The sequence below is a fragment of the Halomonas sp. AOP43-A1-21 genome (assembly GCF_052376775.1).
Classification (GTDB): domain Bacteria; phylum Pseudomonadota; class Gammaproteobacteria; order Pseudomonadales; family Halomonadaceae; genus Vreelandella; species Vreelandella colorata.
Window position 1 is genome coordinate 20,816 of sequence record NZ_JBQSWC010000018.1, and the last position, 23,207, is coordinate 44,022.

The following is a 23,207-nucleotide window of genomic DNA, read 5'->3' on the forward strand; positions in this document are numbered from 1 at the left end:
GGGCCTCTTAATCTGTTTTCAAACGGCGTGAAGAATAATACCAGCCTGTGACAAGCCCCACGAGAAGCCCACCTAAATGTGCTTCATTGGCGACATTGCCAAACCCTACTGAACCAGCCAGATCCGTCATGGTAAATACCATCCATCCCAACATGAATACGACTAGCATTTGCGGAACGAAAAAACCGCTACGCGGCACGCGGCGAGACATCAGCCAGACATGCCCCAGCAAGGCATATACCACGCCCGACATTCCGCCAAACAGCACCGTGCCAGTGACGTACTGAGCGAGGTTGGCGCCAATACCAGCGATTAACAGCATAAGCAGCATGGTACGGCTGCCCTGTAACGCTTCGATTTGGCGCCCAAAATACCATAGCCACATTAGATTGAAGATAAGGTGCATCAAGCCGAAATGCAGAAATGCCGGAGAAAGCAGGCGCCACACCTGACCAGACGTCAGGGCTTGCGTTAAATTGCCGTACACCAGCTGATTGCCCTCGATGCCTACCGGCACAATGGTCAACGCCATGACGATAACGTCACCAAACATTTCGGTTAAGGCAAATATCGCAAGGCTTATCGCAATGGATAGCACGGTTACCGGCACGCCACGCAGCAGCGTCAGCATATTGCCTGTCGTACGCTTGCTTGTGGCAGGCCGATCCAGAATCAGTGGTTCGCCACGCTCCCAACGCCCTACCAGGGCTTTTAATTCTTCATGCTGGCGCGGGTCGGCCACCCATAACAGCGGGCCATCGGCTTCATCAGTAATACGGTGGCCGATTCGGTGGTGCCATAGTGCTTTACGCAATTCCTGCGTATCGACGCCACTGGGTAAACGTATAACGGGGTGCATAGCCTCTCCCTGTTGAAGGCCTTGAAACTTAACCACCACCCTATAGATCAAGCCACCAATCTATAGACAAAAAAAATCCGGCGGAGGGGCCGCCGGAAAAAAGCAAGGGATCATTCAAGGGAACACTTACTCTGATAGCCGACCGCACAGTTAGTTCAGCAGTTTCATAAAAAAAATGTAACCAGTTGTATCTATGACTAACGCAGGTTAATAAAAATCTTTCGCGTTTATTGAAAAACAGTTTTAACCCTCGTTAACCACCTGAACCCAAACAAAATTATCCGAACTTAGCTGCTTTTCTCCGCTCCACCGATAGGCCACCAGACGGCCATATTTAACCGCACTATAATCCAGACAGGCGATATTGTGGGTAGGCAACGCGGGGATTCCTTCGCACCAATAATGGCCTATAAAAAGCGGTGGCTCTTCCGGGCCATAATAGCTCAGGCGCTGGTGCTCACTCTCGGAGAGCACACGCTCTTCCAGGTCGCCCGGCAGGTTATCCGGTTGAAAAACGACATCGCCCCACTGCTTAGGGCGAGCCGACCAGAAATGCGCCCGAAAGCTCTGCCGGGTATAACCATCGCCGGATTGAATGGCGATGCCGCTAGGCAGCGGAATATTCGCTCCCCGGGTTAGCCGGTCGATAATACGATAAGCCTCGGTAGATGTGTCGGCAGATTCAATTAAAAACTGGTCATCCAGACGTCCATTAGGTAGGCGCTGCTTTAATTGCCCGATCAACCCATCATCCCAGCAGGCGTGTACTACGCGGATTCCGTCTATTTCTAGAAAAAGCGGCAGCGTTTTAAACCAGGCAAGCGTGTCTTCCCACTCGCTGGGGTAATCCTGGTACTGGGCCAAAGTGGCTTCAATAATACGGTTATGGCGCGGTGTGTGCTCACACAGCCAGCGTTTATGGCTGTCTGGCGGCGCCGGGTGGGTATACGTCAGAGCATTGTGCTCGTGATTACCCATGACGATATGCGCCTCCCCCGCCTCCACCATACGCCGTGCAACGGTGACGGCAAGACGAATACGTGGGCCACGGTCAATTAAATCGCCTAGAAAAATAACTTTTCGCTGAGGATGTCGATAAACGCCCCCTGAGTCGCGATAACCCAGTTTTTCCAACAGGGCAATCAGCGTTGCACCGCAACCATGCACATCACCAATCAGGTCGTAACCTTCCATGCTTAATCTCCCAGCCGGTGGCTCCAACCTAATTTACTGCGCAGCACCTCATAAAAGTTATGTCCAATAGGGTGTACAAGCTTGACGCGCTCTGGCTTGCGCTTAATGACTAGTATGTCGTCTGGCTTGGCCACCGCTCGTGTTTGTCCATCACAGCTTATGTGTGGGTAGGCCTGATTGGTTTCACCAATATGAATTCGAATTTCGCTGGCCGCATCAACCACGATGGGGCGGCTGGAAAGCGTATGCGGGAACATGGGTACCAACGTCACCACATCAAGCTTGGGATGCATAATCGGGCCGCCGCCGGAAAGCGCATAGGCTGTCGAACCCGTCGGCGTTGCAATAATCAAGCCGTCGCTGCGCTGGCTATAAACAAACTGGCCATCAATGAACAGCTCAAACTCGATCATGCGCACGGCTTTGCCAGGGTGCACGACCACTTCGTTTAACGCATCACCATTACCGACGGCGACTCCGTTACGATACAGCACCGCATCGAGCAAAAAGCGCTCTTCAATTTCAAACTCGCCAGCCAGCACTTCACCCACCCGGCTTTCCAGTTCGTCGGGCGAGATATCGGTAAGAAACCCCAGCCGACCCCGGTTCACGCCCAACATTAACGTGCCGCTGCGGCACAGCGTGCGTGCCGCGCCCAGTAGGCTGCCGTCTCCGCCAATCACAATTACCAGGTCACACAGTTCGCCCAACATCCGCCGGCTGGCTTCAGGCTGGCCGTGGCTTGGAATTACGGTGGCCGTGCGATCCTCAACCAACACGTTATAGCCGTGCGCTACCAGATAGCTGATCAACCGTTGAAGCGAATCGACGACTTTGTCGCTGCCTAAACGACCAATCAAACCAATCGTTTTAAAGGGCCGTGTACTCCTTTCGCCGGATAACGGCGCGGAAGATGGCGGTTGAGTGTTAAGCATGGGAGGCTCTCGCTGGCATCAGCCTCACATTATGGCGATACCGGGAGTAACGGGCAAATAAGCTTAACGAACCCAAAGTAATAACTCAGGCCACGCTTGCGGTCCGACGCGTCAGCCACCAATGATTCAACCATAGTGACCCGACCATGATGAGCGCGCCCACGGCTAACCGCACGATATCCGCATCACGGTTCCAGATTAGCAGGTTGACCAGTAAACCGGCCGGCACAAGGGCATTATTCATAATCGCCAGCGTACCCGCATCGACCTTGGTAGCGCCCTGGTTCCAGGCAAAGTAACCTACGCCTGAAGCCACTAGGCCCAGCCACGCCAATACCCCCCACTGCAGTGACGTGCTGGGCAGCGCTGCACTATTGCCAAACAGAAGGTAAGCGGGCAGCGCAACCAGCATGGCGCCGATAAAAAACCAGCCAAACACGTTATGCCAGGCAAGCGTTGGCGGCAGGTCGGCCGCTAAGCGGCGATAGCCAACTTGGCCAAGCGCAAAGCAAAGGTTGGCGCCCTGAACCACAAAGAAACCCTGCCAAAAGCCGCTATCGATCCCATCGTAGCGAATAATGGCGGCGCCGATTACCGCCAACAGCGCGGTGATAAGGTACATAGGCGTAAAGCGGCCAAACAGTAAATCGTCAAGCAGCGCGATATACACAGGCGTAAAGATAGTAAAGAGGAGCACTTCCGGTACGGAAAGCAGCAAAAAAGATTGGTAAAAAAACGTGTACATTACGCCAAGCTGTATCGCACCCAAGCCCATCAAAGCGAGGCGTTGCTTACCGCGTAGCAGGCTTGGGCGTAAAAAAGGTAAAAAAACCAGCATTGCCAGCGTTACCCTAATCAGCACCGCGAAATAGCCATCGACCTGGCCCGCCAGGTAAACGCCTATTAACGAAAATGAAAACGCCCATAGCGCCGTTACACTAATTAGATAGCCCACTGGTAAACCTCGTTTATTAAAATGGTTTACGCAGATTATACGGACTTATCGCGGCCTGCCAACTGGTAAACCTGCATAAATGTCCTAGTTAACGACGCTCTATACACGCTTGAGCCACCATAGCGCATAAATTACGCCAGGCAGCCAGCCAACTAGGGTGAGCACCACGCCGATAACAATACGCGTAGCGCCGGCACCGGTTAACGCCAATGCTAACGGCGGTAATAAAACAGCCAGCGCCATATAGGCAGCTTTTAGCGCTTTAGGCTCGGAGACGGGGGAGTCCGCGCCAGTTTTTTCCGATTTAGCCTTATCAGAAGTAGCCTCTTCAGCCTTAGCTTCCAATTGAGCGCCGGCTGGCTTGGCATGAGATGGCAACGGCTTGGATTGGGGTGAAGATTCCGGCGGCGTAAAATGCTCCACTGCTGGCTGAGCACGCTGAGTTTCGGATTGTTCACGGGCTTCTTTGCGGTGGGCCTGCTTATCGATTTTTTGCTCTAATTCAGTGGCACCCTGAGCGAGATCATCGTGGTAGCGCTCCCAATCTTCCCAGTCGTGCGGGGTGCCGGATTTGGGTCGCTGCTGCCCTGCCCCACGGGCACGTTCCCAGGATTTTTCCTCAAGGGTATTCGGACGGTCGGGTTCGCGTTCAACGCCCACACCTTTGCGATTAAGATACTCACGTGCATCCATTTGAAGCTCCTTACGTTAGCGATACGCAAAGCGTTGAATGTAATTAGTGCCAATTCACACCAAGCATGGCTCTAAATCATCTACATTGGTAAGAGCGTTTGAGCTGTAAAATGTTTAAGCCGTGACTACGCATTATCGAATAACCTAGCTCGCGTTGCACTTAGCTATCACGCGTTAAGACCTCGTTGCACACAGGTGTGATTCATATACGAAGGTGTGCATAAGGAGTGACCGATGAACCAGCAAGCCCCGCATACCGTTCGCGATATTATGTCCCGAGACTGTTACCGCGTCTCGCCCTCCACATCCATTACCAACTTGGCCCAAGGTTTAGCGCTTCATCGCCTGCCGGGTGCCCCCGTTGTTGATGCATCAGACCGACTAGTTGGTTTTATTTCTGAACAGGATGTATTGGGTCACGTACTTGATTGCCTTTATCATGACCACGAGACACCAATGGTCGGCGAGCTGATGCGCCAGGAGGTGCTGACGACCACTCCCAATAAAAGCATTACCGACCTTGCCCAGGAAATGCTCGGCAAAAAACCTAAAGTTTACCCGGTCGTTGAGCAGTTGCGCTTGGTGGGTATCGTTACCCGGCGTGATATTCTGATTGCGCTTCTTAAAATTCGCTGCCATTAAGCGCTGATAGCAAGCTAACCACTGAACAACGGTCAAAAAAAACCGCTGCTTTAAAAGCAGCGGAAGCAAGGGATCGAAAACAATAGCTAGGACAACACTATTAGCGACTGCTATCGCTACGTTGTCTGTACTAACTCAGACACTCTCTAATGAAAAAGTTCGCTACTCCGTAAAATTTTCGTCTCCAAAGGGGTGCACGCGTATACTAAAGCTTACATATACGCATAAGTGGTTAGGAGTGAATACATGGCACTTTACCTACTGGTGCTTGGGGTTTGCCTGTTGGTGATGGGTGCCGTTTTACTGGTATTAATGACGGCGGGTACCCCCAGGTATCGCACCGAACCAAAAGATTTGCTGGCCCTTTTTGACAAGGCGTTAGTTAGCCAGGTGAGCGAAACCGAGTGGAATGCGATTATCGGCTACCCGATACGCCATAATGAGTATCTGGATGGGGTTCGCCGACGCGCTGCACACCTGATGGAGCTACATGGTCGACGCTGGCTGATCGCTCAGGGTAAACCGCTTTTAAATCATGAAGGGCAAGCAGAGCTGCAAGCATTACGCGACCATCTGGCGGCCCATACGGCGTTGCATCAGAAGTAGATGCGGCTAAACGCGCCGAGGAGATAATAGCCATGCCGAGTACCATCCGCAGAATCCCACTGGATAGCGCCACACATCATCACTCGCATGATTTTCACCAAATCGTGATAACCCTGTGTGGCTCATCGGAATTTGAGATTGAGGGGTTGGGTGGCCGCGTGAATGCTTTTTCAGGCTGCATTGTGCCGGCGAACCATGAGCACTACTACTCAGGCCAGGGCCACAACCGGCAGCTCATTCTGGATCTTCCAGAAGATGCACCAGCACTTACCGGCGAGCATCGCGAGCTGGTCGCCCTATTTGATGCCCCGCGCTTTTTTGCCCTGGATAACCCATTACGCCATTATTTGGCATTTATGGAGAGCGAACTCGCCCAAGGATTTGACACATCCTATGCATCTTTTCAGCAGGACCGCTTGGCAGCCACCCTACTTGGCTCACTAAAAGCCCGGCTTGGCAACCCACCAACAGTATGTCAGCGGCGGATTGACCTTACCCAGATTGATCGTTTTATCCACCGTCATCTTGCTGATGCGTTACGTGTGGCTGATTTAGCCAAGCTCGCCTGCCTGAGTGAGGCGCACTTTTCAGAACGTTTTCGGGGGCAAACCGGGCTTTCTCCATGGCAATACGTCAAGCGCCAGCGGCTGCACGCCGCCCGGCAGCTTATTTTGCAAAGTCGGCTACCCTTAACCGATATTGCCATTCAAACCGGCTTTGCCAATCAAAGTGCGCTTTCTCATGCGTTCAGACATAGCTACGGCGTATCACCTCGCATGCTGCGCCAAGCGACATCAGAGCCACTATCTAAAGCGTCACCAACCAGAGCTAAAAATCCTCTGGCAGCACAAAAATCATTCCACTAAAGTCTAAAAACCACAGCGCTTGCCACGGAATTGACATGTTTTTCCGAGGAAACGACATACACCAAACTTGATAGCACTCTACATTCGACCGCTGCTTGGGCGAAAAGCCCTACCACCTATTTGTCTTTATTTAGATTTTCGGGGGCCTCAATGCTCAACGCTAAAAAAATGCGTGATTCTGCCACCTGGCAAACTGATCTTGATACGCTAATGGCCCAGGTGAGCGACCACTATTTGGTGGACGAAGAAACCTACGTTGGCGAGCTTATCAAACTGCTGGATGCCGATCGCGAAGACTTTGCTCGCATTGAGGCCAATACGGCGGCGCTAATACGCGATGTGCGTGAAATGGACACGGCCGTCGACACCATTGACGAGCTTTTACAGCAGTACAGCCTGGACACGCATGAAGGGTTGATGCTGATGTGTCTGGCCGAAGCCATGCTGCGCATCCCCGATAAGGCGACCGCCGACGCTCTGATTGAAGACAAGCTTGGTCCGGCCGACTGGCAGTCTTACGCAGGCAAAAGTGAGTCGTGGATGGTCAACGCTTCCACGTGGGGTCTTTTAATGACCGGCCGCGTTCTAAAGCTCGACCATCCGCGGGATGGCCAGCCAGCCACCTTTATTAACCGCATGGTTAATCGTATGGGCGAGCCTGTGATTCGTCGCGCGATGGTTGAAGCGATGAAAATCATGGGTAAGCAGTTCGTATTGGGGCGTGATATCAACGAAGCCCTGAAACGCTCCAAACCGCTTTTCAATAAAGGCTACACCTACTCTTACGACATGCTGGGTGAAGCCGCGCGTACGCGTGATGACGCGAAGCGTTACTTTGATGATTATGCCCGCGCCATTGAGCAGGTGGGTAAAACGTCTAAAGCACTGGGCGAGAAAACGCCCGCCCCGTCTGTCTCGATCAAACTTTCTGCACTTCATCCGCGCTATGAATTCGGCCGCCGTGAGCAGGTACTCGCAGAGCTTGTCGACACCGTTATCAAGCTGGTAACTAAAGCCCGCGAGCTGGATGTTGCCGTTACTATCGATGCCGAAGAAGTTGACCGCTTAGAGCTTTCGCTGGAAGTTTTCCGCGCGGTTTACTCAAGCGATTCGGTAAAAGGCTGGGGCCACTTTGGCCTGGTGGTTCAGGCGTACTCCAAGCGCGCCCTGCCGGTGCTTCACTACATTAACCGCTTGGCGGATGAGCAAGGCGATGAAATTCCGCTGCGCCTAGTGAAAGGCGCTTACTGGGATAGCGAAATCAAAGAGTCGCAGCAGCTGGGTGTCGATGGCTACCCGGTTTATACCCGTAAAGCATGTACCGATGTTGCTTACCTGGCGTGTGCCCAGTTTCTGCTTTCAAACGATACCGTCGGGCGCATTTTCCCGCAGTTCGCCACGCATAACGCCCATACGGTCACCAACATTCTGGAATTTGCCAACCACGACAGTCGGCCGTTTGAGTTCCAACGCCTGCACGGCATGGGTGAAGCGCTTTACGATGCGGCCCTGGAGCGCGCGCCCAAAGGCACGTACTGTCGCATCTACGCCCCAGTAGGCGCACATAAAGATCTGCTGCCCTATCTGGTGCGCCGCCTGCTGGAAAACGGTGCTAACTCGTCGTTCGTCCACCAGCTGGTTGATCCAGAAGTGCCGGTGGAATGGCTTTGCCAGCACCCGATTGAGACCTTGCGTCAGCAGAAATCATTGACCAATACGCGGATTCCGTTACCCAAGGATATTTACGGACCCAAGCGGCGTAACTCGCGGGGCGTTAACCTAAATATCCGCAGCCACTTCTATCCGCTGATGGATAAGATGGCCGCCTTCATGGATAAGCAGTACCTGGCCAAACCGCTATTGGCGTTCGATGTGGCAGACGATGCCGCCAATACCCACAGCGTGACCTGCCCGTTTGATCGTCGTCAAAGCGTAGGCAGCATTCAGTGGACGACAAAAGAGCAGGCAACCGAGGCACTGGATGCGGCCTGGAATGCCTTCCCACGCTGGGAAGCCACGCCGGTTGCTGAGCGCGCGGCCGTGCTGCGTCGCTTAGCCGACCTGATGGAAGACAACATGCCGGAGCTTATGACCCTTTGCTCACGCGAAGGCGGCAAGCTCTTAACGGATGGTGTGGACGAAATCAAAGAAGCCGTTGATTTCTGCCGCTACTACGCCATGCGCGCAGAAGAGTCTTTCGGCGAGCCCATTGAACTGCCGGGACCAACCGGCGAATCCAACCGGCTGATCATGGGCGGTAAAGGTGTGTTTGCTGCGATAAGCCCCTGGAATTTCCCGGTGGCTATCTTCTGCGGTCAGATTGTTGCCGCTGCCGTTGCGGGCAATACCGTACTGGCCAAGCCTGCCGAGCAAACATCGATTGTCGCTCACCGTGTGATTAAGCTGCTTTACGAAGCAGGCCTGCCGCGCGATGTGGTTCAGCTACTGCCGGGCGATGGCCCGACCGTGGGCAGCGTGCTGACCTCCGACCCGCGAATCACCGGCGTAGTTTTTACCGGCGGCACCGACACGGCGCAGATCATCAACCGCGCCTTGGCTGCGCGTGAAAACGCACCGCTGCCCACGCTGATCGCTGAAACCGGCGGCATGAACGCCATGATCGTCGACTCTACCGCCCTGCCCGAACAGGTCGTGGTCGATGTTATTCAGTCTGCGTTCCAAAGCGCTGGCCAGCGCTGCTCGGCGTTGCGAGTTCTTTACCTGCAAGACGATGTTGCCGACCGCGTCATCACAATTCTTAAAGGCGCTATGAACGAGCTGCGCATCGGTGATCCGCGCGATTTGGGTACCGACGTTGGCCCAGTGATTGACGAAGAAGCCCGCAAAGGCCTGCTTGAGCATATCGAAAAGCTTAAAGGCGAAAACCGCTTAGTCGCTGAAACACCGATGGCTGCCGAGCATACTCAGAACGGTACATTCGTGGCGCCCGTAGCCTTTACCATCGACAGTATCAATTCGTTGACCCGAGAGCAGTTTGGTCCTGTGCTGCACATTGTGCGCTACAAGGCCAGCGAGCTTGACCGGGCAATCAATGATATCAATGGCCGTGGCTACGGCCTGACTTTTGGGGTGCATAGCCGCAATGAGTCCTTTGCCGCTGAAATTGCGCAGAAAATTCGTGCGGGCAATGTATACATTAATCGTAATATCATTGGGGCCGTGGTGGGCGTCCAACCCTTTGGTGGTCAAGGACTTTCAGGCACAGGCCCTAAAGCGGGCGGGCCGAATTACCTGCAGCGCTTTATCACTGAAAAAACGGTTACCAATAACACCGCCGCTTTAGGTGGTAACGCGTCTTTACTGGCGCTAGGCGATGAGTAAATAGCTCATCATAATAACGAACCTGAACTCCTCAAAAAGGATCTCTCATGGTTGAAAATAATAGCGCAACGGCCTTTACGTCCCCCCTCTTGAGGAGGGGGACATTAGGCATAGGGAACGTTACACATAAACGCTCGAAACCTCTTTTTGACGACTCCTTCGAGGAACGCTCGAAGGTCGTAACGTGAATAAGAGACAGGGTTAACAACAATAAGTCCGTGCGATTACCAAGCATTGCTCGGTAAGCGCACTCACCAGTCGGTGCTATCCGACTTGATAAACGGGAGAATTTCATGGCTATTGGCGTTTGGATCAGCCTTTTTGCTTATTTTGCGCTTATGATCGGCATTGGCCTTTATGCCATGCGCACATCCACTTCGACCTCTGAAGACTACGTGCTGGGCGGTCGAACCTTGAGCCCCAAAGTAGCGGCCCTGTCAGCGGGTGCATCAGACATGAGCGGCTGGCTGCTGCTGGGGTTGCCCGGTGCGATGTTCGTGTCTGGTTTGGGCTCGGCCTGGATCGGTATTGGCCTATTCGTGGGCGCCTTCTTCAACTGGTTATTGGTCGCACCACGCCTGCGTGAGCAAACCGTTCACTATGGTAATGCGATCACTATTCCAGCCTTTCTGGCCAATCGGTTTCCTACCCGGGCAATGTCGCTAAGAACGGTATCGGCCATCGTTATCGTTATTTTCTTCGCAGTTTACACAGCGTCTGGCCTAGTGGCAGGCGGGAAGCTGTTCGAAAGCGCCTTTGCGGGGATTATCAACATTGGCGACATGAGCGACTACGCTCTGGGCATTATCATCACTCTCGGCGTGGTGCTTATTTATACGGTAGTGGGCGGTTTCTTGGCCGTGAGCATGACGGACTTTGTGCAAGGCTGCATCATGATGCTGGCACTGATCATCATGCCGGCAGTTGTGCTCTTTGGTGAAGGCGGCGGTGGTTTCACTCAAGCATCGCAGACGCTTAACGACGTCGATCCCACGCTGCTGTCGTGGACAGAGGGCCTGACCTTCATCGGCTGGCTTTCTGCCGTTACCTGGGGCTTAGGTTATTTTGGCCAGCCGCATATCATCGTGCGTTTCATGGCCATTCGCCACCTGAAAGATGTGCCTACTGCACGTAATATTGGTATGGGCTGGATGGCGATTTCTCTGATTGGTGCGGTTTCGCTCGGCATCTTTGGTCGGGCTTACGCTATCCGCAACGGTATGGATATTCAGGATCCGGAAACGATCTTTATTATCCTGGCAGAGCTGCTGTTCCATCCGCTGATTACCGGCTTCCTGTATGCGGCCTTGCTTGCGGCAGTCATGAGTACCATTTCCAGCCAGCTGCTGGTGGCGTCGTCATCGCTAACCGAAGACTTCTACCGTCTCTTCCTGAACAAGCAGGCATCAGAAAAGCAGACCGTTACCGTGGGCCGGATTAGTGTGGTACTGGTAGGTTTGGTGGCAGCCTTTATTGCCTCCGACCCCGACTCTCAGGTGTTAGGCTTAGTCAGTAACGCCTGGGCAGGCTTTGGTGCAGCGTTCGGCCCCCTGATTATCTTATCGCTGATGTGGTCACGCACTAACGGCGCTGGCGCCATCGCAGGCATGATCGTCGGTGCTGTCACCGTGATGGTCTGGATCGCGCTGGGCTGGAATGGCGAATTCATGGGTGGCCCTGGCATCTACGAAATCATTCCTGGCTTCATTGCTTCCTTCATTGCCATTCTGGTGGTGAGCAGCGCGACTGCCGATGCCGGTGAATATCAGCATATCGAACGATAGAAAGAGTCTGAAATGATCTTTGAAGGCCACCCCCGGGTGGCCTTTTTCATGCGCTCATTGCCCTGGGTCAATAATGCCGCCGCACCATGACGATATCCTTTATTCATAAGTGACAGACACTTATCGAGTAACGTCAACAGCAAGGAGCAACGTCATGCGCCATCTATCTTTCCCCGCACTGTTAACCATGGGGCTGGCCACGGCCACCCTGGCCGCCAGCAGCCAAGTATTTGCCTACGGTGCAGGCGACTTTTTTACCCGTGCAGGGGTCGCCAAAGTGGCCCCCAAAAGCCACAACGGAGAACTTGCCGATGGCGCCTTTGCGGTCAATGTACAGGATAAAACGGATTTCGCTTTTACCCTTGGTTACCGTTTCCACGACAAGCTAGGGGTTGAGCTTCTCGCCGCCCTCCCGTTTGAGCATGATATTGCTCTCAATGGGGATAATCTGGCATCAACCAAGCATCTTCCCCCGACCCTGACACTGCAGTATTACCCGCTCGGCGGTACGCAATCCCGAGTGCAGCCCTATATTGGCGCAGGCATCAATTACACGCGTTTTTCAGATGAGTACGTGGCGATTGGTGAACTTAATTTGGAAAACTCCTGGGGGGCAGCAGGCCAAGTAGGTGTCGACCTACTGATCGACGACCACTGGGCGCTTAACGCGGCCGCCTGGTATCTGGATATCAATACTGATGCCACTATTAACGGTACGGCTGCGGGCTCTGTGGACATTGATCCGGTTGTCGTGATGGGCGGGCTAAGCTATCGCTTTTAACGGATAGCACTAGGAAAAGTGCTTGGCGAACCAACACAGGGATGAATTTTTCCTACCGGGCCAGCCAGTGCGCAGGCCCGATGGGTTAACCGCTAGTTGTCTGTGACTAGCTGATCGACCTTCTCAAATGCCCGCACCACCAGAAATTGGTCACTGGAGCGCACTTTTTCCTGGATCAGATAGGCGGCAATCGCAGGGGCCACTTCGCATTTGGCGGGTAACGGCGCATTGGCATCAATAAGCGCATTAAGCCGGGCGACAAACACAAAGCGCACCCACTGGGGTAGCGACATGGTATCGATACAAAAGGGCTCCTGACTTGCAAAAGCGCTTGCCTGGGGAGTTTCGACACGCCATAAGTTGGCGGCCTTCATGGCGGCTTCAAGCTCGAGAAGCGCGGTTTGAAGCTGTTGATGGACGCTCATAAGCACCTTAATTAATCAGTAACGGTTCACCTTTATTATCCCAACTCTATACGTGAGTTGCTACTTATACCCAGTAATTAACAGTTACCCACCGATTCACAGAAAACCTGCAAGAGCCTGTGGATAAACTATGGAAAGGTGCCGGAACCGCTACTCTCAGAAGGCTTACAGGAAATTGTTTGTTTTTTGATCACTAACCAAAAGAAAGCACCGATTTAACCGCCGTTTCGGCTGACACTGTGCGGTGGGCAAGGTAGAGTGCAAGCTTGAAATGCGGAAGGACATCATGCAACCAATTCAGACCATTGATGAGTTTTTTACACGCAGCGGTGCCGAGGTTTCGCTCTATCATATGGGCCGGCGTGTCTCCGCCTGTACGCGCGATACGCTGGCAAGCTTTGAGCTGGGTCATACCGCTTGGCCCGAGCCATGGCAAGGCCAGGCGCGAATAGCGGCCGTTTTTCGCCTTGGGGATATGCCAGAACCTGCGATTTGGTTTTTAGCATTGCCTCTAGACGAGCAAGGATTACTCTCCCCCGCCCAGCGCGACGGTTTTTTAAACCGGCTGATCGAGACGCTGGGAAAAAATGTTGCTCAAGCGGGGCAAAACGTTAAAGACGCAGATCATCTAATGAAGGATAATCCGCTCGCTTTCACGCCAAATGTGACTTTTCAGGCAATGCTTAATGCCTACGCCACCCTTGAGCGAGGATTGCCCGCCAGCCAGCATTTTGAGCCGGTTGACGCCTATTTGAGCGGTCAAATGGATATCGACTGGCAAGCATTAGGGCTTCAAGGTATTGCCGACTATACGGTCAGGCTGGACGACACCCAGGCAGAGGCGCTTGCTTCTCGTCTAGCGACGCTGCCAACTAGCGTTGTGCACTCACTCTGCTACTGTTTAGAACACCAGCCACTGCCAGTATCCATGATACTGGCGCTGCGCGAGATAGGTGAGCAGGCAGCGAACAATGGCGACATGGAAACCTTATGTAGCTGCATTCGTGCGGTAGGCAGTACCTCTCATCCGGCGGTTGGCGACTGGTACTCAAGCCTGTTAGATGATAAACACGCCTGCGGGCCGGATGTACTCGCAGCTATTGCCGGGCGAGGCTGGCTTTTATTGGAAGACGCATATCGTTTACCACTTTTCCTCAACCTTTTGGCTGAAGATGAGCGGACTAGCTTTGCCGCTGTTGTTCGTGATATTGCGCTTATCCCGCGCTTGCGGCTGCCCGTCATGATGGCACTGCGAGACGCTCCGGCAGGCTCAGCGATACAGCGTCGTTTAGCAGCCATGACACAGGCAGCTAGCCGTTAGACGGATAGCACTATCTATGCATTGCAAGGAGTAAGCCGTGAAGGAATTACCCTATCAGGCTAAAGCGGTCATTGGCCGCCGCGAGATGGTAACGTTGCCTGAACTGGGCCTTCATCTATGCTGTAAAGCAGATACGGGCGCCCGGACTTCAGCACTGCACGCCGAAGATATTCAGACCCATGAAGATGAGCACGGCCAGTTATGGGTAAGCTTCATTACCCATAGTGGCGGGCCGACAACGCCTGAACACCGTATCAAGCTGCATCTTCATGATCGGCGCCGGATTACCAGCTCAAACGGACATAGCGAATGGCGCTACGTGATACGCACGCCAATGCAGATGGGCCAGCTGAACTTTTTCGTTGAGCTCACTCTGACAGATCGCAGCAATATGCGTCACCCTATGCTGCTTGGACGCCGCGCCATGCGTCGCCTGCTGGTTGCCCCCGGCGCTGCATTTTTACATGGCGAACCCTAACCTAACAATGATTAGTCTTTTATTTGGCCCGGAGTCCTGAATGCACATCGCTCTACTATCACGTAATCGCAACTTGTACTCTACTCGCCGCCTTATTGAGGCCGCGGAAGTTCGGGGCCATACAGCGCGCGTAGTAGATACACTGCGCTGCTATATGAGCATCGCCTCGCATCACCCTTCGATTCATTATAAAGGCCAGGAAATAGAGCCGTTCGATGCAGTCATTCCGCGGATTGGCGCGTCAGTTACGTTTTACGGCTGTGCGGTACTGCGTCAATTTGAAATGATGGGTACCTACGTCATCAATGATTCGGTAGCGATTACTCGCTCGCGGGATAAACTACGCTCACTGCAACTTTTATCACGTAAAGGGCTAGGATTGCCGATCACTGGTTTTGCTCATTCACCAGATGATATTCCCGACCTGATTACCATGGTCAAAGGCGCGCCGCTGGTCATTAAGCTGCTGGAAGGCACCCAGGGGATCGGCGTAGTACTCGCTGAAACCAATCAGGCGGCCGAGTCGGTTATTCAGGCCTTTATGGGGATGAAGACCAATATCATGGTGCAGGAATACATTAAAGAAGCGCGCGGTGCGGATATTCGCTGCTTCGTGATTGGCGATAAAGTGGTTGCCTCAATGAAGCGCCAGGCGGCAGAGGGTGAGTTTCGCTCTAACCTCCACCGTGGCGGTACCGCAAGCGTTATCCGCATTACGCCTGAAGAGCGCTCTACTGCGATTCGCGCAGCGAAAGCCATGGGGCTAAGTGTGGCAGGTGTGGATCTTTTACGCTCTAACCACGGGCCGGTCATCATGGAGGTAAACTCCTCCCCCGGTTTGCAGGGCATTGAAAACGCCACCGGCAAAGATATTGCGGGCATGATTATCGAACATATCGAAAAAAATGCCTCTCCGGTTCGTAAAGCGCCCCCCAAGCCTAAAGGCTAAGAGGAAAAACCAAAAATAATCCGCATTAGGGGTGGCAAATAGACGCTGCCACCCCCACAATCTGCGTCACCGAAGGAGGTAGACGCTCATGTTTCTCGACAATCGCCAAGTGGCGATGGACAGCGTGCTGGAAGCGCTGGCCGATAGCATTGATTATTTCCAGGATAATATCGAACGCTTGCGTCCCTCGCTGCGTGATGCACTGAAACCGCACTATACTGCGCGGTTAAAGCAGATGCGTAAACTGCAGGAATTGGCACGTGCGCATTTAAAAATGCTGCCGCGCGATGCTGATGTTGAACGCGATGATTTTTTATGGCTCTGGAGCCGTCTTAAAAGCTTCGTTGGCAACGATAGCCAAGTATTAATCAATGAACTGTTAGAGCAAGAGCGTGTGCTGATGCAGGCGTTATCCACACTCTTTACTCACCCCCTACCCGACCCGATCGAGCCAGTCGTCGATGAGTGCATGCAGGGGTGTCGGAAGCTGATTCGTGAGCTTTACGGGCTGCAAAAACGTAAAGCGCATCGCTAGCTAGCATCTATTCGCTTGATTCCGGTTCAAATATATAAAGCGTCGGCGTAATGACTGGCTCGACGCTTCGCAGCTCGATGGGCTCGGCGGGTCCTAAAAAGTAGGGCTGCCTGTCCCACACGTAAATATCTCCAAGCGTGGCTACACGTGCCGCCCACTCGCGCACTCTTAAGCGCCACTCGTCCGCGGTGGGCCTTTCTTCGGCCACACATCCGGTTACATCCATACCCAACGCCCGACCAATAAATATTGCCCTCGGCAAATGCCAGCTTTGAGTTACCAAAAGCGCATGCTCAAGCTGAAAAACATCTCGGGCCCTCGCCAGCGTGTCATAGGTGCTAAAGCCAGCAAAATCCATGGTGAGCTGGTCAGCAGGCACCCCCCGCCGATGCAGATCACGCCACATGGCACGCGGCTCGTTATAGGCCTGGGTACGATTATCGCCGGATAGCAGTAGATGCGATACACGCTGCTCGGCAATCAACGTGGCGGAGGTGCGCATACGCGCGTGAAAGTGAGGGTTGCGTAACCCGCTACGCGTCCAGTGAGACGTGCCAAAAACGATGCCTACATCCGCTGGACGGCACTCAGGTATCTGTCGATCGATATAGCGTGCCGTAGTGCCGAGCACATATAAATTACCGAGCACAAACAACAATGCCGCCAGCAGCAACAATGCTCCTAGCGACATCAGCAGACGCTTTGCCCACCTCAACAACATGCTGTACATCTAGCGACCCAGAGGCGTTTAAAACATGCCGAGCTCAAGCTTAGCCTCGTCGCTCATCATGTCACGGCTCCAGGGAGGGCTGAAAACAATCTCAGTGTGCACTTTATTTATTTGCGGCGCCCCTAAAATTTTATTACGTGCATCTGCCGCGATGACGTCCCCCATACCACAGCCGGGGGCCGTTAGCGTCATGCGAATGGTTACTAACCGCTCGCCGGTAATCAGGCGCTCAATACGACAGCCATATACCAGCCCCAGATCCACGATATTGACGGGGATTTCCGGATCAAAACAGGTGCGCAGCTGTTCCCATACAAACTGCTCGATCTCATCTTCACTAGCACTTTCAGCCAGGGTTGGGCGCGGCAGCGCCTCAAGCCCCAAGGCGTCCAGGTTGCGTCCTTCAATAAGATAAAGGCGCCCTTCAAAACCAACGCTGACCGAGCTACCTTTCGCCTGCATGACGCTGACGATGCTGTCTTCCGCCAAGGTTTCCGTTTTGCCAAACGGAATCGCAATAGCCTCCACGTCACGCTGGAGCGGCAGTTTCTGGCCTCGATCAAGGCTAGCGATTTGCTCGATATCCATAGGATTCCTTAGCGCACCATACCAATAACACGATTAAGCGCTGCAACAAATGCATCCACTTCGTCGAGGGTATTATACGCAGCAAACGAGGCACGGCACGTAGCATCCACGCCAAAATGATGCAGCAGCGGCTGTGCACAATGGTGCCCGGTACGAATGGCCACGCCTAATTGATCAATTAATAGGCCGATATCTTGGGAGTGTGCGCCGTCAACCACAAACGACAGCACGCCCGCCTTATTCGGCGCGGTTCCTAAAATACGCAGCCCATCAATACGCTGCACTGCCTGAGTAGCATGCTCAAGCAGCACGCTCTCCCACTGCCCAATGGCGGTGATACCCACGCTCTCAACCCACTCAAGCGCTCGGCCCAGTGCGATAGTTTCCGCAATGGCGGGCGTACCCGCCTCAAATTTATGCGGAATACTTGCAAAGGTGGTGCCTGCGTCGAAAGAGACGGTTTTAATCATCTCACCACCGCCCTGCCATGGCGGCATGGCCTCCAGCAGCGTTTTTTTACCATACAGCACGCCAATACCGGTGGGGCCATAAACCTTATGGCCGGAAAAGGCGTAAAAGTCAGCATCAATCGCCTGCACGTCAACTGTTTGATGCGGTGCAGCCTGCGCTCCATCGATGAAAATCAGCGCACCGTGCTGGTGAGCAAGCGCCGCCATCTCTTTTACCGGGTTAATCGTGCCCAGCGCATTAGAGACATGGTTAACGGCGACTAGCTTGGTGCGCTCGCTTAAAAGCTCACGATAAGCGGCCATATCCAGCGCACCCGTGTCATCGACCGGAATGACCTTGATGGTAAAACCGCGCTCAGCGGCCAGCAGCTGCCAGGGCACAATATTGGAGTGATGCTCAAGCAACGAGACCAGCACTTCATCACCCGCGGTGAGGTTAACGCGCCCCCAGGTTTGAGCCACCAGGTTAATTGCTTCCGTCGTTCCACGAGTAAAGATAATCTGACGAGTATCTTCGGCATTGAGAAACGCTTTTACACGCTCACGCGTGCCTTCAAACGCCGCCGTCGCTTCATCGGCCAGCGTGTGCAGCCCACGATGGATATTGGCGTTATAGCGCGAGTAGTAATCGCTAAACACGTCAATGACCTGTTGCGGCGTTTGGCTGGTCGCGGCGTTATCCAGATAGACGAGCGGCTTGCCATGGACTTCCCGACCAAGAATCGGGAAGTCTTCACGAACCGCCAGCACATCATAGGGCGCCTGGCCACTCGCTGTCGCTTTCTCAAGAACCGTTGACGACATTCATCACTCCTCATGTAAGCGTTGAGCTTAGTCGTTAAGATAGCCGTTAAGACCAGTTGTTAAGACTAGTCGTTAAGCGCGACGGCGGTTTCCACCAGGCCTGCCAGGTTGAAGCGCTCAGGCAGCTTACCGGCAACGGCCAGCTCGACGCGCTCGGCAATTTCATCCAGCGCGACTTTATCCAGCACTTCGCCTGCAAACGCCAGGGTCAGAAGACCACGTGCCGTGGCTTCATCAATACCGCGAGTACGCAGGGCATAAATCGCCTCTTCATCCAACTGACCGGTCGTGGTGCCGTGAGAGCACTTCACATCATCGGCGTAGATCTCAAGCTCAGGCTTGGCATCAATCTGGGCGCGGTCAGACAGCAGCAGGTTCTGGTTGCTCTGGAAACCTTCGATCTTCTGGCTGTCACGCTTGACGTAGACCTTACCGTTAAACACACCGTGAGCGCGGTCATCCAAAATGCCTTTGTAGTTCTCGTTGGAGAACGTTAAGGGCGCGTTGTGATTGACCTTGGTATGGTTATCCACATGCTGGCGGCCTTGGCCAAAGAACAGTCCGTAGAAATTGGTTTCAGCACCCTGGCCGTTCAAGTCACTGATCAGGTCGTTACGTACCAGCGCCCCGCCCAGGTTCAGGTTGTACGAGGTATAGCGAGTGTCGCGGTCCTGCTCGACGTGCATGCTGGCAATGTGCAGGTCGTTAAGCGGCGCTTCCTGCAACTTGTAGTGGTTCAGGATGGCACCGCGATCAAGCATGAACTCGCCTACCACGTTGGTGAAGTTAGCGGCTTCCTGATCACCACAATAGTGCTCAATCAACGTGGCTTCACTGCGCCCACCGGCCTCTACCAGAATACGCGGATGGCTCATCACCGGCGCACTGTTAGCCCGGGAGAGAAACTGCAGCACGATGGGTTTATCAACCACCGTACCGGGCGCGATACGTACCACAGCGCCCTCTTCCATAAACGCGGTATTCAGCGCGGCAAACGAGGAGAAATCCACGCCGGTCAGACGGCCAAGCGGCCCACCCACTGCTTCATGGTTTTCAGTCAGCGCCTTGGAAAGCGGCAACACGTGAACGCTTTGGGGCAGCGCATCAAGGTCTGAAAGCGCCGGAGCAAACACACCATCGACAAACGTGAGGCGATAAGCCGAGATAGGCAATGTGACGGCCGCCGCCTGCGCTGGTGAGAAATCAGCGTTATCGGCTAGCGCAAAGTTGCCTTGGGCAATAGCGCGAACGTCGGTATATTTCCACTCTTCATCACGACGCGTGGGGAAGCCCAGCGCTTCAAAGCGTGCAGCGCCCGCCTGACGGCGCGCGGCAATCCACGTCGGCTCCGCCTCGCGTTGCTGGCTACGCGATTTCAGCGTGTCCAGAAAAGTTTGCGTATCGCTCATGCCGCGGACTCCTCAATACCTTCGTAACCATTGGCCTCAAGCTGCTTGGCAAGCTCGGCATCGCCGGTTTTGACGATTCGACCATCCACCAGGACGTGGACTTTATCGGGAACGATGTAGTCAAGCAGACGCTGATAGTGAGTTACCAGCAGAATCGCCCGCTCTTCGGCGCGCAGGCTGTTAACACCATCCGCCACGACTTTCATGGCATCGATATCGAGGCCCGAGTCGATTTCATCAAGCATGGCAAGCTTGGGCTGAAGCACCAGCATCTGGAGAATTTCGTTGCGCTTTTTCTCGCCGCCGGAGAAGCCTTCGTTAACCGCGCGCTGCAGGAAGCTGGCATCCATCTTCATAAAGCCGAGTTTTTCTTTAACAAGCTTCATAAACTCAGGTGCTGGCATGTCCTCAAGACCGCGGGCTTTACGCTGAGCGTTAAGCGCAGATTTCAGCAGGTAAATATTTTTAACCCCCGGAATCTCGACCGGGTACTGGAAACCTAACAGCAGGCCCGCCTGGGCGCGCTCTTCGATTTCCATTTCAAGTACGTCTTTACCTTCAAAGGTGATGCTACCCTGGGTGACTTCATAGCCATCTTTACCGGCAATCACCGCTGACAGGGTTGATTTACCCGCGCCGTTAGGACCCATAATGGCGTGCACTTCGCCTGCGTTGATGGTCAGGGTCAGGCCCTTGAGAATTTCTTTATCTTCAACGGTGACGTGTAAGTCAGTAACTTGCAGCATAATCTTAAACCTTCTAATTCTGGCGAGTCGCTGGCGCGACGCGTATCAAAGTAATTTGTACGGCAAACCGGCTAAACGATTAGCCTACCGCGCCTTCCAACGTCACGTTCAAGAGCGCTTCCGCTTCTACCGCAAACTCCATCGGCAGCTCCTGGAATACATCCTTACAAAAACCATTCACGATCATACTGACCGCATCTTCTTCGGAAATGCCCCGGCTACGGCAGTAGAACAGCTGGTCTTCACCAATCTTGGAGGTGGTAGCCTCGTGTTCAATAGTGGCCGTGCTGTTGCCAATTTCCTGATAAGGGAAAGTATGTGCGCCACACTTGTCACCAATCAGTAGCGAATCGCACTGGGTGAAGTTACGTGCGCCTTTGGCACGTGGGCCAATTTTCACCAGCCCGCGGTAGGATTGGTCACTTTTACCTGCCGAGATACCTTTGGCCACGATATAAGAGCGCGTGCCTTCACCGATGTGAATCATCTTGGTGCCGGTATCTGCCTGCTGGCGGCCGTTGGTGACGGCGACAGAGTAGAATTCACCGATGCTGTCTTTACCGCGCAGCACGCAAGAAGGATATTTCCAGGTAATGGCCGAGCCGGTTTCAACCTGCGTCCAGCTAATGCGCGAACGCGCACCGCGGCAATCGCCACGCTTGGTCACAAAGTTATAGATACCGCCCTTGCCGTTCTCATCACCGGGGTACCAGTTCTGTACGGTGGAGTACTTGATGTACGCATCATCTAACGCAACAAGCTCAACAACCGCCGCATGCAGCTGGTTCTCATCGCGCATCGGCGCGGTACAGCCTTCCAGGTAAGACACCTGAGCACGGTTTTCACAGATAATCAGCGTGCGCTCGAACTGCCCAGTATTGGCGGCGTTGATACGGAAGTAAGTGGATAGCTCCATCGGGCAGGTAACGCCTTCTGGTACAAACACGAACGAGCCGTCGGTAAATACCGCCGAATTAAGCGCGGCAAAGTAGTTATCCGCTACCGGCACCACGGTGCCCAGATACTGCTTGATCAGCTCGGGGTAGTCGCGAATCGCCTCAGAAATGGAGCAGAAGATAACGCCGGCTTCAGACAGCTCTTTTTTGAACGTAGTGGTAACCGATACCGAGTCAAACACGGCATCGACGGCCACACCGGCAAGCGCTGCACGCTCATGCAGCGGAATACCCAGTTTCTCGTAAGTTTCCAGCAGCTTGGGATCGACCTCATCCAGGCTTTGTGGGCCATCTTCCGGGCGCTTGGGAGCACTGAAATAGGAAATAGCCTGATAATCGATCGGCGGGTAATCCAGATGCGCCCAGGAGGGTTCCTTCATGTTCAGCCACTGCCGATAAGCGTCAAGACGCCACTCAAGCATCCACTCTGGCTCGCCCTTTTTCTTGGAGATAAAAGCAATCGTGCCTTCATCCAGGCCAGGAGGAAGAGTGTCGCTTTCGATATCGGTTACAAAGCCATCTTTGTATTCGCGACGAACCAACTGTTCCATTTCTTCGGTTGCCATGGTGTTACCCTCCGGGCAGTTGGTGGCGAGGTCTCCTCGCCGTCAATAAGGATAAATTGCCTAGTCGTTACGCAGAAACCGCCGATAGGCTGATACTTTGAATCGGTAATTGCACGGGCAGCTTAAGGGGCGTGGACGCCGCTAAATGGGCCAATGTCACGCTTTCAAGCAGGGTACGAATCGCTAGCGACACGCGCTGCCAGTTATCGGCCACACCGCATGTTGCAACCAAGTCACACTCGCCTTGGGCTTGGCTACACTCCGTCATCGCTACGGGCCCTTCAATGGCCGAAATAATGTCGGCTGCGGTAATCTGCGACGCGGGCCTAGCGAGCCGATAGCCCCCCTGAGCGCCGCGCTGCGATGCTAAGAGCCCTGCCCGAACCAACATTTTAAGCGTTTTACTAACCGTTGGATGCGGTAGCTGAACGGCTTCGGCGAGATCAGCTGCCGCATGCGATGCGTGAGGGTGACGCGCAATCTGCGCCATAACCACAGCGGCGTAATCAGTCAGCCGAGAAAGCTTTAGCATGTCGACTCCTATTAATTAGTCAGTCATCAAGCTGGCGTACG

General features: G+C 53.8%; 23 protein-coding genes. 10 read left to right on the plus strand and 13 right to left on the minus strand.

Annotation, left to right across the window (positions count from 1 at the left end):
* Positions 1-7: 7 nt before the first annotated feature.
* The 5 genes from ACT3R7_RS11380 to ACT3R7_RS11400 form a co-directional block, all read right to left on the minus strand.
* Positions 8-859, minus strand: a complete 852-nt coding sequence (locus ACT3R7_RS11380; protein WP_193091710.1) for a rhomboid family intramembrane serine protease — start codon at positions 857-859, stop codon at positions 8-10.
* A 243-nt stretch (positions 860-1,102) separates the two neighbouring features.
* Positions 1,103-2,053 carry a metallophosphoesterase gene (locus tag ACT3R7_RS11385; protein ID WP_193091711.1) on the minus strand — a complete coding sequence of 317 codons (951 nt, stop codon included), beginning with the start codon at positions 2,051-2,053 and terminating at the stop codon, positions 1,103-1,105.
* 2 nt (positions 2,054-2,055) lie between these two features.
* Positions 2,056-2,988, minus strand: a complete 933-nt coding sequence (locus tag ACT3R7_RS11390; protein WP_192537630.1) for an NAD(+) kinase — start codon at positions 2,986-2,988, stop codon at positions 2,056-2,058.
* An 85-nt stretch (positions 2,989-3,073) separates the two neighbouring features.
* Entirely contained in the window at positions 3,074-3,943 is an 870-nt protein-coding gene (locus ACT3R7_RS11395) for a carboxylate/amino acid/amine transporter (RefSeq protein ID WP_193091712.1), read from the minus strand.
* Between the two features lie 99 nt (positions 3,944-4,042).
* The gene (locus tag ACT3R7_RS11400; protein WP_193091713.1) at positions 4,043-4,636 is read right to left on the minus strand and encodes a YqaE/Pmp3 family membrane protein; all 594 of its coding nucleotides are present in this window, start codon (positions 4,634-4,636) and stop codon (positions 4,043-4,045) included.
* Between the two features lie 234 nt (positions 4,637-4,870).
* On the opposite strand from ACT3R7_RS11400, the gene ACT3R7_RS11405 reads away from it, so the two are divergent.
* The 6 genes from ACT3R7_RS11405 to ACT3R7_RS11430 all read left to right on the plus strand — a co-directional run bounded on the left by ACT3R7_RS11405 (position 4,871) and on the right by ACT3R7_RS11430 (position 12,657).
* Positions 4,871-5,278: a CBS domain-containing protein gene (locus tag ACT3R7_RS11405; RefSeq protein WP_192537633.1), complete on the plus strand. Its 408-nt coding sequence runs from the start codon at positions 4,871-4,873 to the stop codon at positions 5,276-5,278.
* A 246-nt stretch (positions 5,279-5,524) separates the two neighbouring features.
* Positions 5,525-5,884, plus strand: coding sequence for a hypothetical protein (locus ACT3R7_RS11410; protein WP_192537634.1), 360 nt, complete (start codon positions 5,525-5,527; stop codon positions 5,882-5,884).
* A 32-nt stretch (positions 5,885-5,916) separates the two neighbouring features.
* Positions 5,917-6,750 carry an AraC family transcriptional regulator gene (locus ACT3R7_RS11415; protein ID WP_193091714.1) on the plus strand — a complete coding sequence of 278 codons (834 nt, stop codon included), beginning with the start codon at positions 5,917-5,919 and terminating at the stop codon, positions 6,748-6,750.
* Between the two features lie 150 nt (positions 6,751-6,900).
* Positions 6,901-10,092, plus strand: coding sequence for a bifunctional proline dehydrogenase/L-glutamate gamma-semialdehyde dehydrogenase PutA (gene putA, locus ACT3R7_RS11420; protein ID WP_193091715.1), 3,192 nt, complete (start codon positions 6,901-6,903; stop codon positions 10,090-10,092).
* A 293-nt stretch (positions 10,093-10,385) separates the two neighbouring features.
* Positions 10,386-11,876 carry a sodium/proline symporter PutP gene (putP, locus tag ACT3R7_RS11425; RefSeq protein WP_192537637.1) on the plus strand — a complete coding sequence of 497 codons (1,491 nt, stop codon included), beginning with the start codon at positions 10,386-10,388 and terminating at the stop codon, positions 11,874-11,876.
* Between the two features lie 154 nt (positions 11,877-12,030).
* Positions 12,031-12,657, plus strand: coding sequence for an OmpW/AlkL family protein (locus ACT3R7_RS11430; protein ID WP_192537638.1), 627 nt, complete (start codon positions 12,031-12,033; stop codon positions 12,655-12,657).
* 92 nt (positions 12,658-12,749) lie between these two features.
* Here the strand turns inward: ACT3R7_RS11430 and ACT3R7_RS11435 are convergent, their stop codons facing one another.
* Positions 12,750-13,082, minus strand: a complete 333-nt coding sequence (locus ACT3R7_RS11435) for a YqcC family protein (protein WP_192537639.1) — start codon at positions 13,080-13,082, stop codon at positions 12,750-12,752.
* Positions 13,083-13,368: 286 nt separating this feature from the next.
* Between ACT3R7_RS11435 and ACT3R7_RS11440 the strand changes: the two genes are divergently transcribed.
* The 4 genes from ACT3R7_RS11440 (at position 13,369) to ACT3R7_RS11455 (ending at position 16,365) form a co-directional block, all read left to right on the plus strand.
* Positions 13,369-14,403, plus strand: coding sequence for a DUF3549 family protein (locus ACT3R7_RS11440; RefSeq protein ID WP_193091716.1), 1,035 nt, complete (start codon positions 13,369-13,371; stop codon positions 14,401-14,403).
* A gap of 37 nt (positions 14,404-14,440) precedes the next feature.
* Positions 14,441-14,881 carry an ATP-dependent zinc protease family protein gene (locus ACT3R7_RS11445; RefSeq protein WP_018917491.1) on the plus strand — a complete coding sequence of 147 codons (441 nt, stop codon included), beginning with the start codon at positions 14,441-14,443 and terminating at the stop codon, positions 14,879-14,881.
* Positions 14,882-14,921: 40 nt separating this feature from the next.
* A complete protein-coding gene (gene rimK / locus ACT3R7_RS11450; RefSeq protein WP_192537641.1) occupies positions 14,922-15,830 on the plus strand; it encodes a 30S ribosomal protein S6--L-glutamate ligase in 909 nt (302 codons plus the stop codon).
* 88 nt (positions 15,831-15,918) lie between these two features.
* The gene (locus tag ACT3R7_RS11455) at positions 15,919-16,365 is read left to right on the plus strand and encodes a hypothetical protein (protein WP_192537642.1); all 447 of its coding nucleotides are present in this window, start codon (positions 15,919-15,921) and stop codon (positions 16,363-16,365) included.
* A 7-nt stretch (positions 16,366-16,372) separates the two neighbouring features.
* Here the strand turns inward: ACT3R7_RS11455 and ACT3R7_RS11460 are convergent, their stop codons facing one another.
* The 7 genes from ACT3R7_RS11460 to ACT3R7_RS11490 all read right to left on the minus strand — a co-directional run bounded on the left by ACT3R7_RS11460 (position 16,373) and on the right by ACT3R7_RS11490 (position 23,166).
* A complete protein-coding gene (locus tag ACT3R7_RS11460; protein ID WP_192537643.1) occupies positions 16,373-17,095 on the minus strand; it encodes a SanA/YdcF family protein in 723 nt (240 codons plus the stop codon).
* Between the two features lie 18 nt (positions 17,096-17,113).
* Positions 17,114-17,683 carry a putative Fe-S cluster assembly protein SufT gene (sufT, locus tag ACT3R7_RS11465; protein WP_018917495.1) on the minus strand — a complete coding sequence of 190 codons (570 nt, stop codon included), beginning with the start codon at positions 17,681-17,683 and terminating at the stop codon, positions 17,114-17,116.
* An 8-nt stretch (positions 17,684-17,691) separates the two neighbouring features.
* The gene (locus tag ACT3R7_RS11470) at positions 17,692-18,957 is read right to left on the minus strand and encodes a cysteine desulfurase (protein ID WP_192537645.1); all 1,266 of its coding nucleotides are present in this window, start codon (positions 18,955-18,957) and stop codon (positions 17,692-17,694) included.
* A 65-nt stretch (positions 18,958-19,022) separates the two neighbouring features.
* Positions 19,023-20,366, minus strand: a complete 1,344-nt coding sequence (gene sufD / locus ACT3R7_RS11475) for a Fe-S cluster assembly protein SufD (protein WP_193091719.1) — start codon at positions 20,364-20,366, stop codon at positions 19,023-19,025.
* Positions 20,363-21,112 carry a Fe-S cluster assembly ATPase SufC gene (sufC, locus tag ACT3R7_RS11480; RefSeq protein ID WP_018917498.1) on the minus strand — a complete coding sequence of 250 codons (750 nt, stop codon included), beginning with the start codon at positions 21,110-21,112 and terminating at the stop codon, positions 20,363-20,365. The genes sufD and sufC overlap by 4 nt, the downstream gene beginning before the upstream one ends.
* A 79-nt stretch (positions 21,113-21,191) precedes the next feature.
* Positions 21,192-22,634, minus strand: a complete 1,443-nt coding sequence (sufB, locus tag ACT3R7_RS11485) for a Fe-S cluster assembly protein SufB (protein ID WP_192537647.1) — start codon at positions 22,632-22,634, stop codon at positions 21,192-21,194.
* Positions 22,635-22,701: 67 nt separating this feature from the next.
* Positions 22,702-23,166: an SUF system Fe-S cluster assembly regulator gene (locus tag ACT3R7_RS11490; RefSeq protein WP_193091721.1), complete on the minus strand. Its 465-nt coding sequence runs from the start codon at positions 23,164-23,166 to the stop codon at positions 22,702-22,704.
* Positions 23,167-23,207 lie beyond the last annotated feature (41 nt).

Coding starts and splice junctions, on each gene's coding strand:
- ACT3R7_RS11380 (WP_193091710.1), bottom strand. CDS start 859: ATGCACCCCGTTATACGTTTACCCAGTGGCGTCGATACGCAGGAATTG.
- ACT3R7_RS11385 (WP_193091711.1), bottom strand. CDS start 2,053: ATGGAAGGTTACGACCTGATTGGTGATGTGCATGGTTGCGGTGCAACG.
- ACT3R7_RS11390 (WP_192537630.1), bottom strand. CDS start 2,988: ATGCTTAACACTCAACCGCCATCTTCCGCGCCGTTATCCGGCGAAAGG.
- ACT3R7_RS11400 (WP_193091713.1), bottom strand. CDS start 4,636: ATGGATGCACGTGAGTATCTTAATCGCAAAGGTGTGGGCGTTGAACGC.
- ACT3R7_RS11405 (WP_192537633.1), top strand. CDS start 4,871: ATGAACCAGCAAGCCCCGCATACCGTTCGCGATATTATGTCCCGAGAC.
- ACT3R7_RS11410 (WP_192537634.1), top strand. CDS start 5,525: ATGGCACTTTACCTACTGGTGCTTGGGGTTTGCCTGTTGGTGATGGGT.
- ACT3R7_RS11415 (WP_193091714.1), top strand. CDS start 5,917: ATGCCGAGTACCATCCGCAGAATCCCACTGGATAGCGCCACACATCAT.
- putA (WP_193091715.1), top strand. CDS start 6,901: ATGCTCAACGCTAAAAAAATGCGTGATTCTGCCACCTGGCAAACTGAT.
- putP (WP_192537637.1), top strand. CDS start 10,386: ATGGCTATTGGCGTTTGGATCAGCCTTTTTGCTTATTTTGCGCTTATG.
- ACT3R7_RS11430 (WP_192537638.1), top strand. CDS start 12,031: ATGCGCCATCTATCTTTCCCCGCACTGTTAACCATGGGGCTGGCCACG.
- ACT3R7_RS11435 (WP_192537639.1), bottom strand. CDS start 13,082: ATGAGCGTCCATCAACAGCTTCAAACCGCGCTTCTCGAGCTTGAAGCC.
- ACT3R7_RS11440 (WP_193091716.1), top strand. CDS start 13,369: ATGCAACCAATTCAGACCATTGATGAGTTTTTTACACGCAGCGGTGCC.
- rimK (WP_192537641.1), top strand. CDS start 14,922: ATGCACATCGCTCTACTATCACGTAATCGCAACTTGTACTCTACTCGC.
- ACT3R7_RS11455 (WP_192537642.1), top strand. CDS start 15,919: ATGTTTCTCGACAATCGCCAAGTGGCGATGGACAGCGTGCTGGAAGCG.
- ACT3R7_RS11460 (WP_192537643.1), bottom strand. CDS start 17,095: ATGTACAGCATGTTGTTGAGGTGGGCAAAGCGTCTGCTGATGTCGCTA.
- sufT (WP_018917495.1), bottom strand. CDS start 17,683: ATGGATATCGAGCAAATCGCTAGCCTTGATCGAGGCCAGAAACTGCCG.
- ACT3R7_RS11470 (WP_192537645.1), bottom strand. CDS start 18,957: ATGTCGTCAACGGTTCTTGAGAAAGCGACAGCGAGTGGCCAGGCGCCC.
- sufD (WP_193091719.1), bottom strand. CDS start 20,366: ATGAGCGATACGCAAACTTTTCTGGACACGCTGAAATCGCGTAGCCAG.
- sufC (WP_018917498.1), bottom strand. CDS start 21,112: ATGCTGCAAGTTACTGACTTACACGTCACCGTTGAAGATAAAGAAATT.
- sufB (WP_192537647.1), bottom strand. CDS start 22,634: ATGGCAACCGAAGAAATGGAACAGTTGGTTCGTCGCGAATACAAAGAT.
- ACT3R7_RS11490 (WP_193091721.1), bottom strand. CDS start 23,166: ATGCTAAAGCTTTCTCGGCTGACTGATTACGCCGCTGTGGTTATGGCG.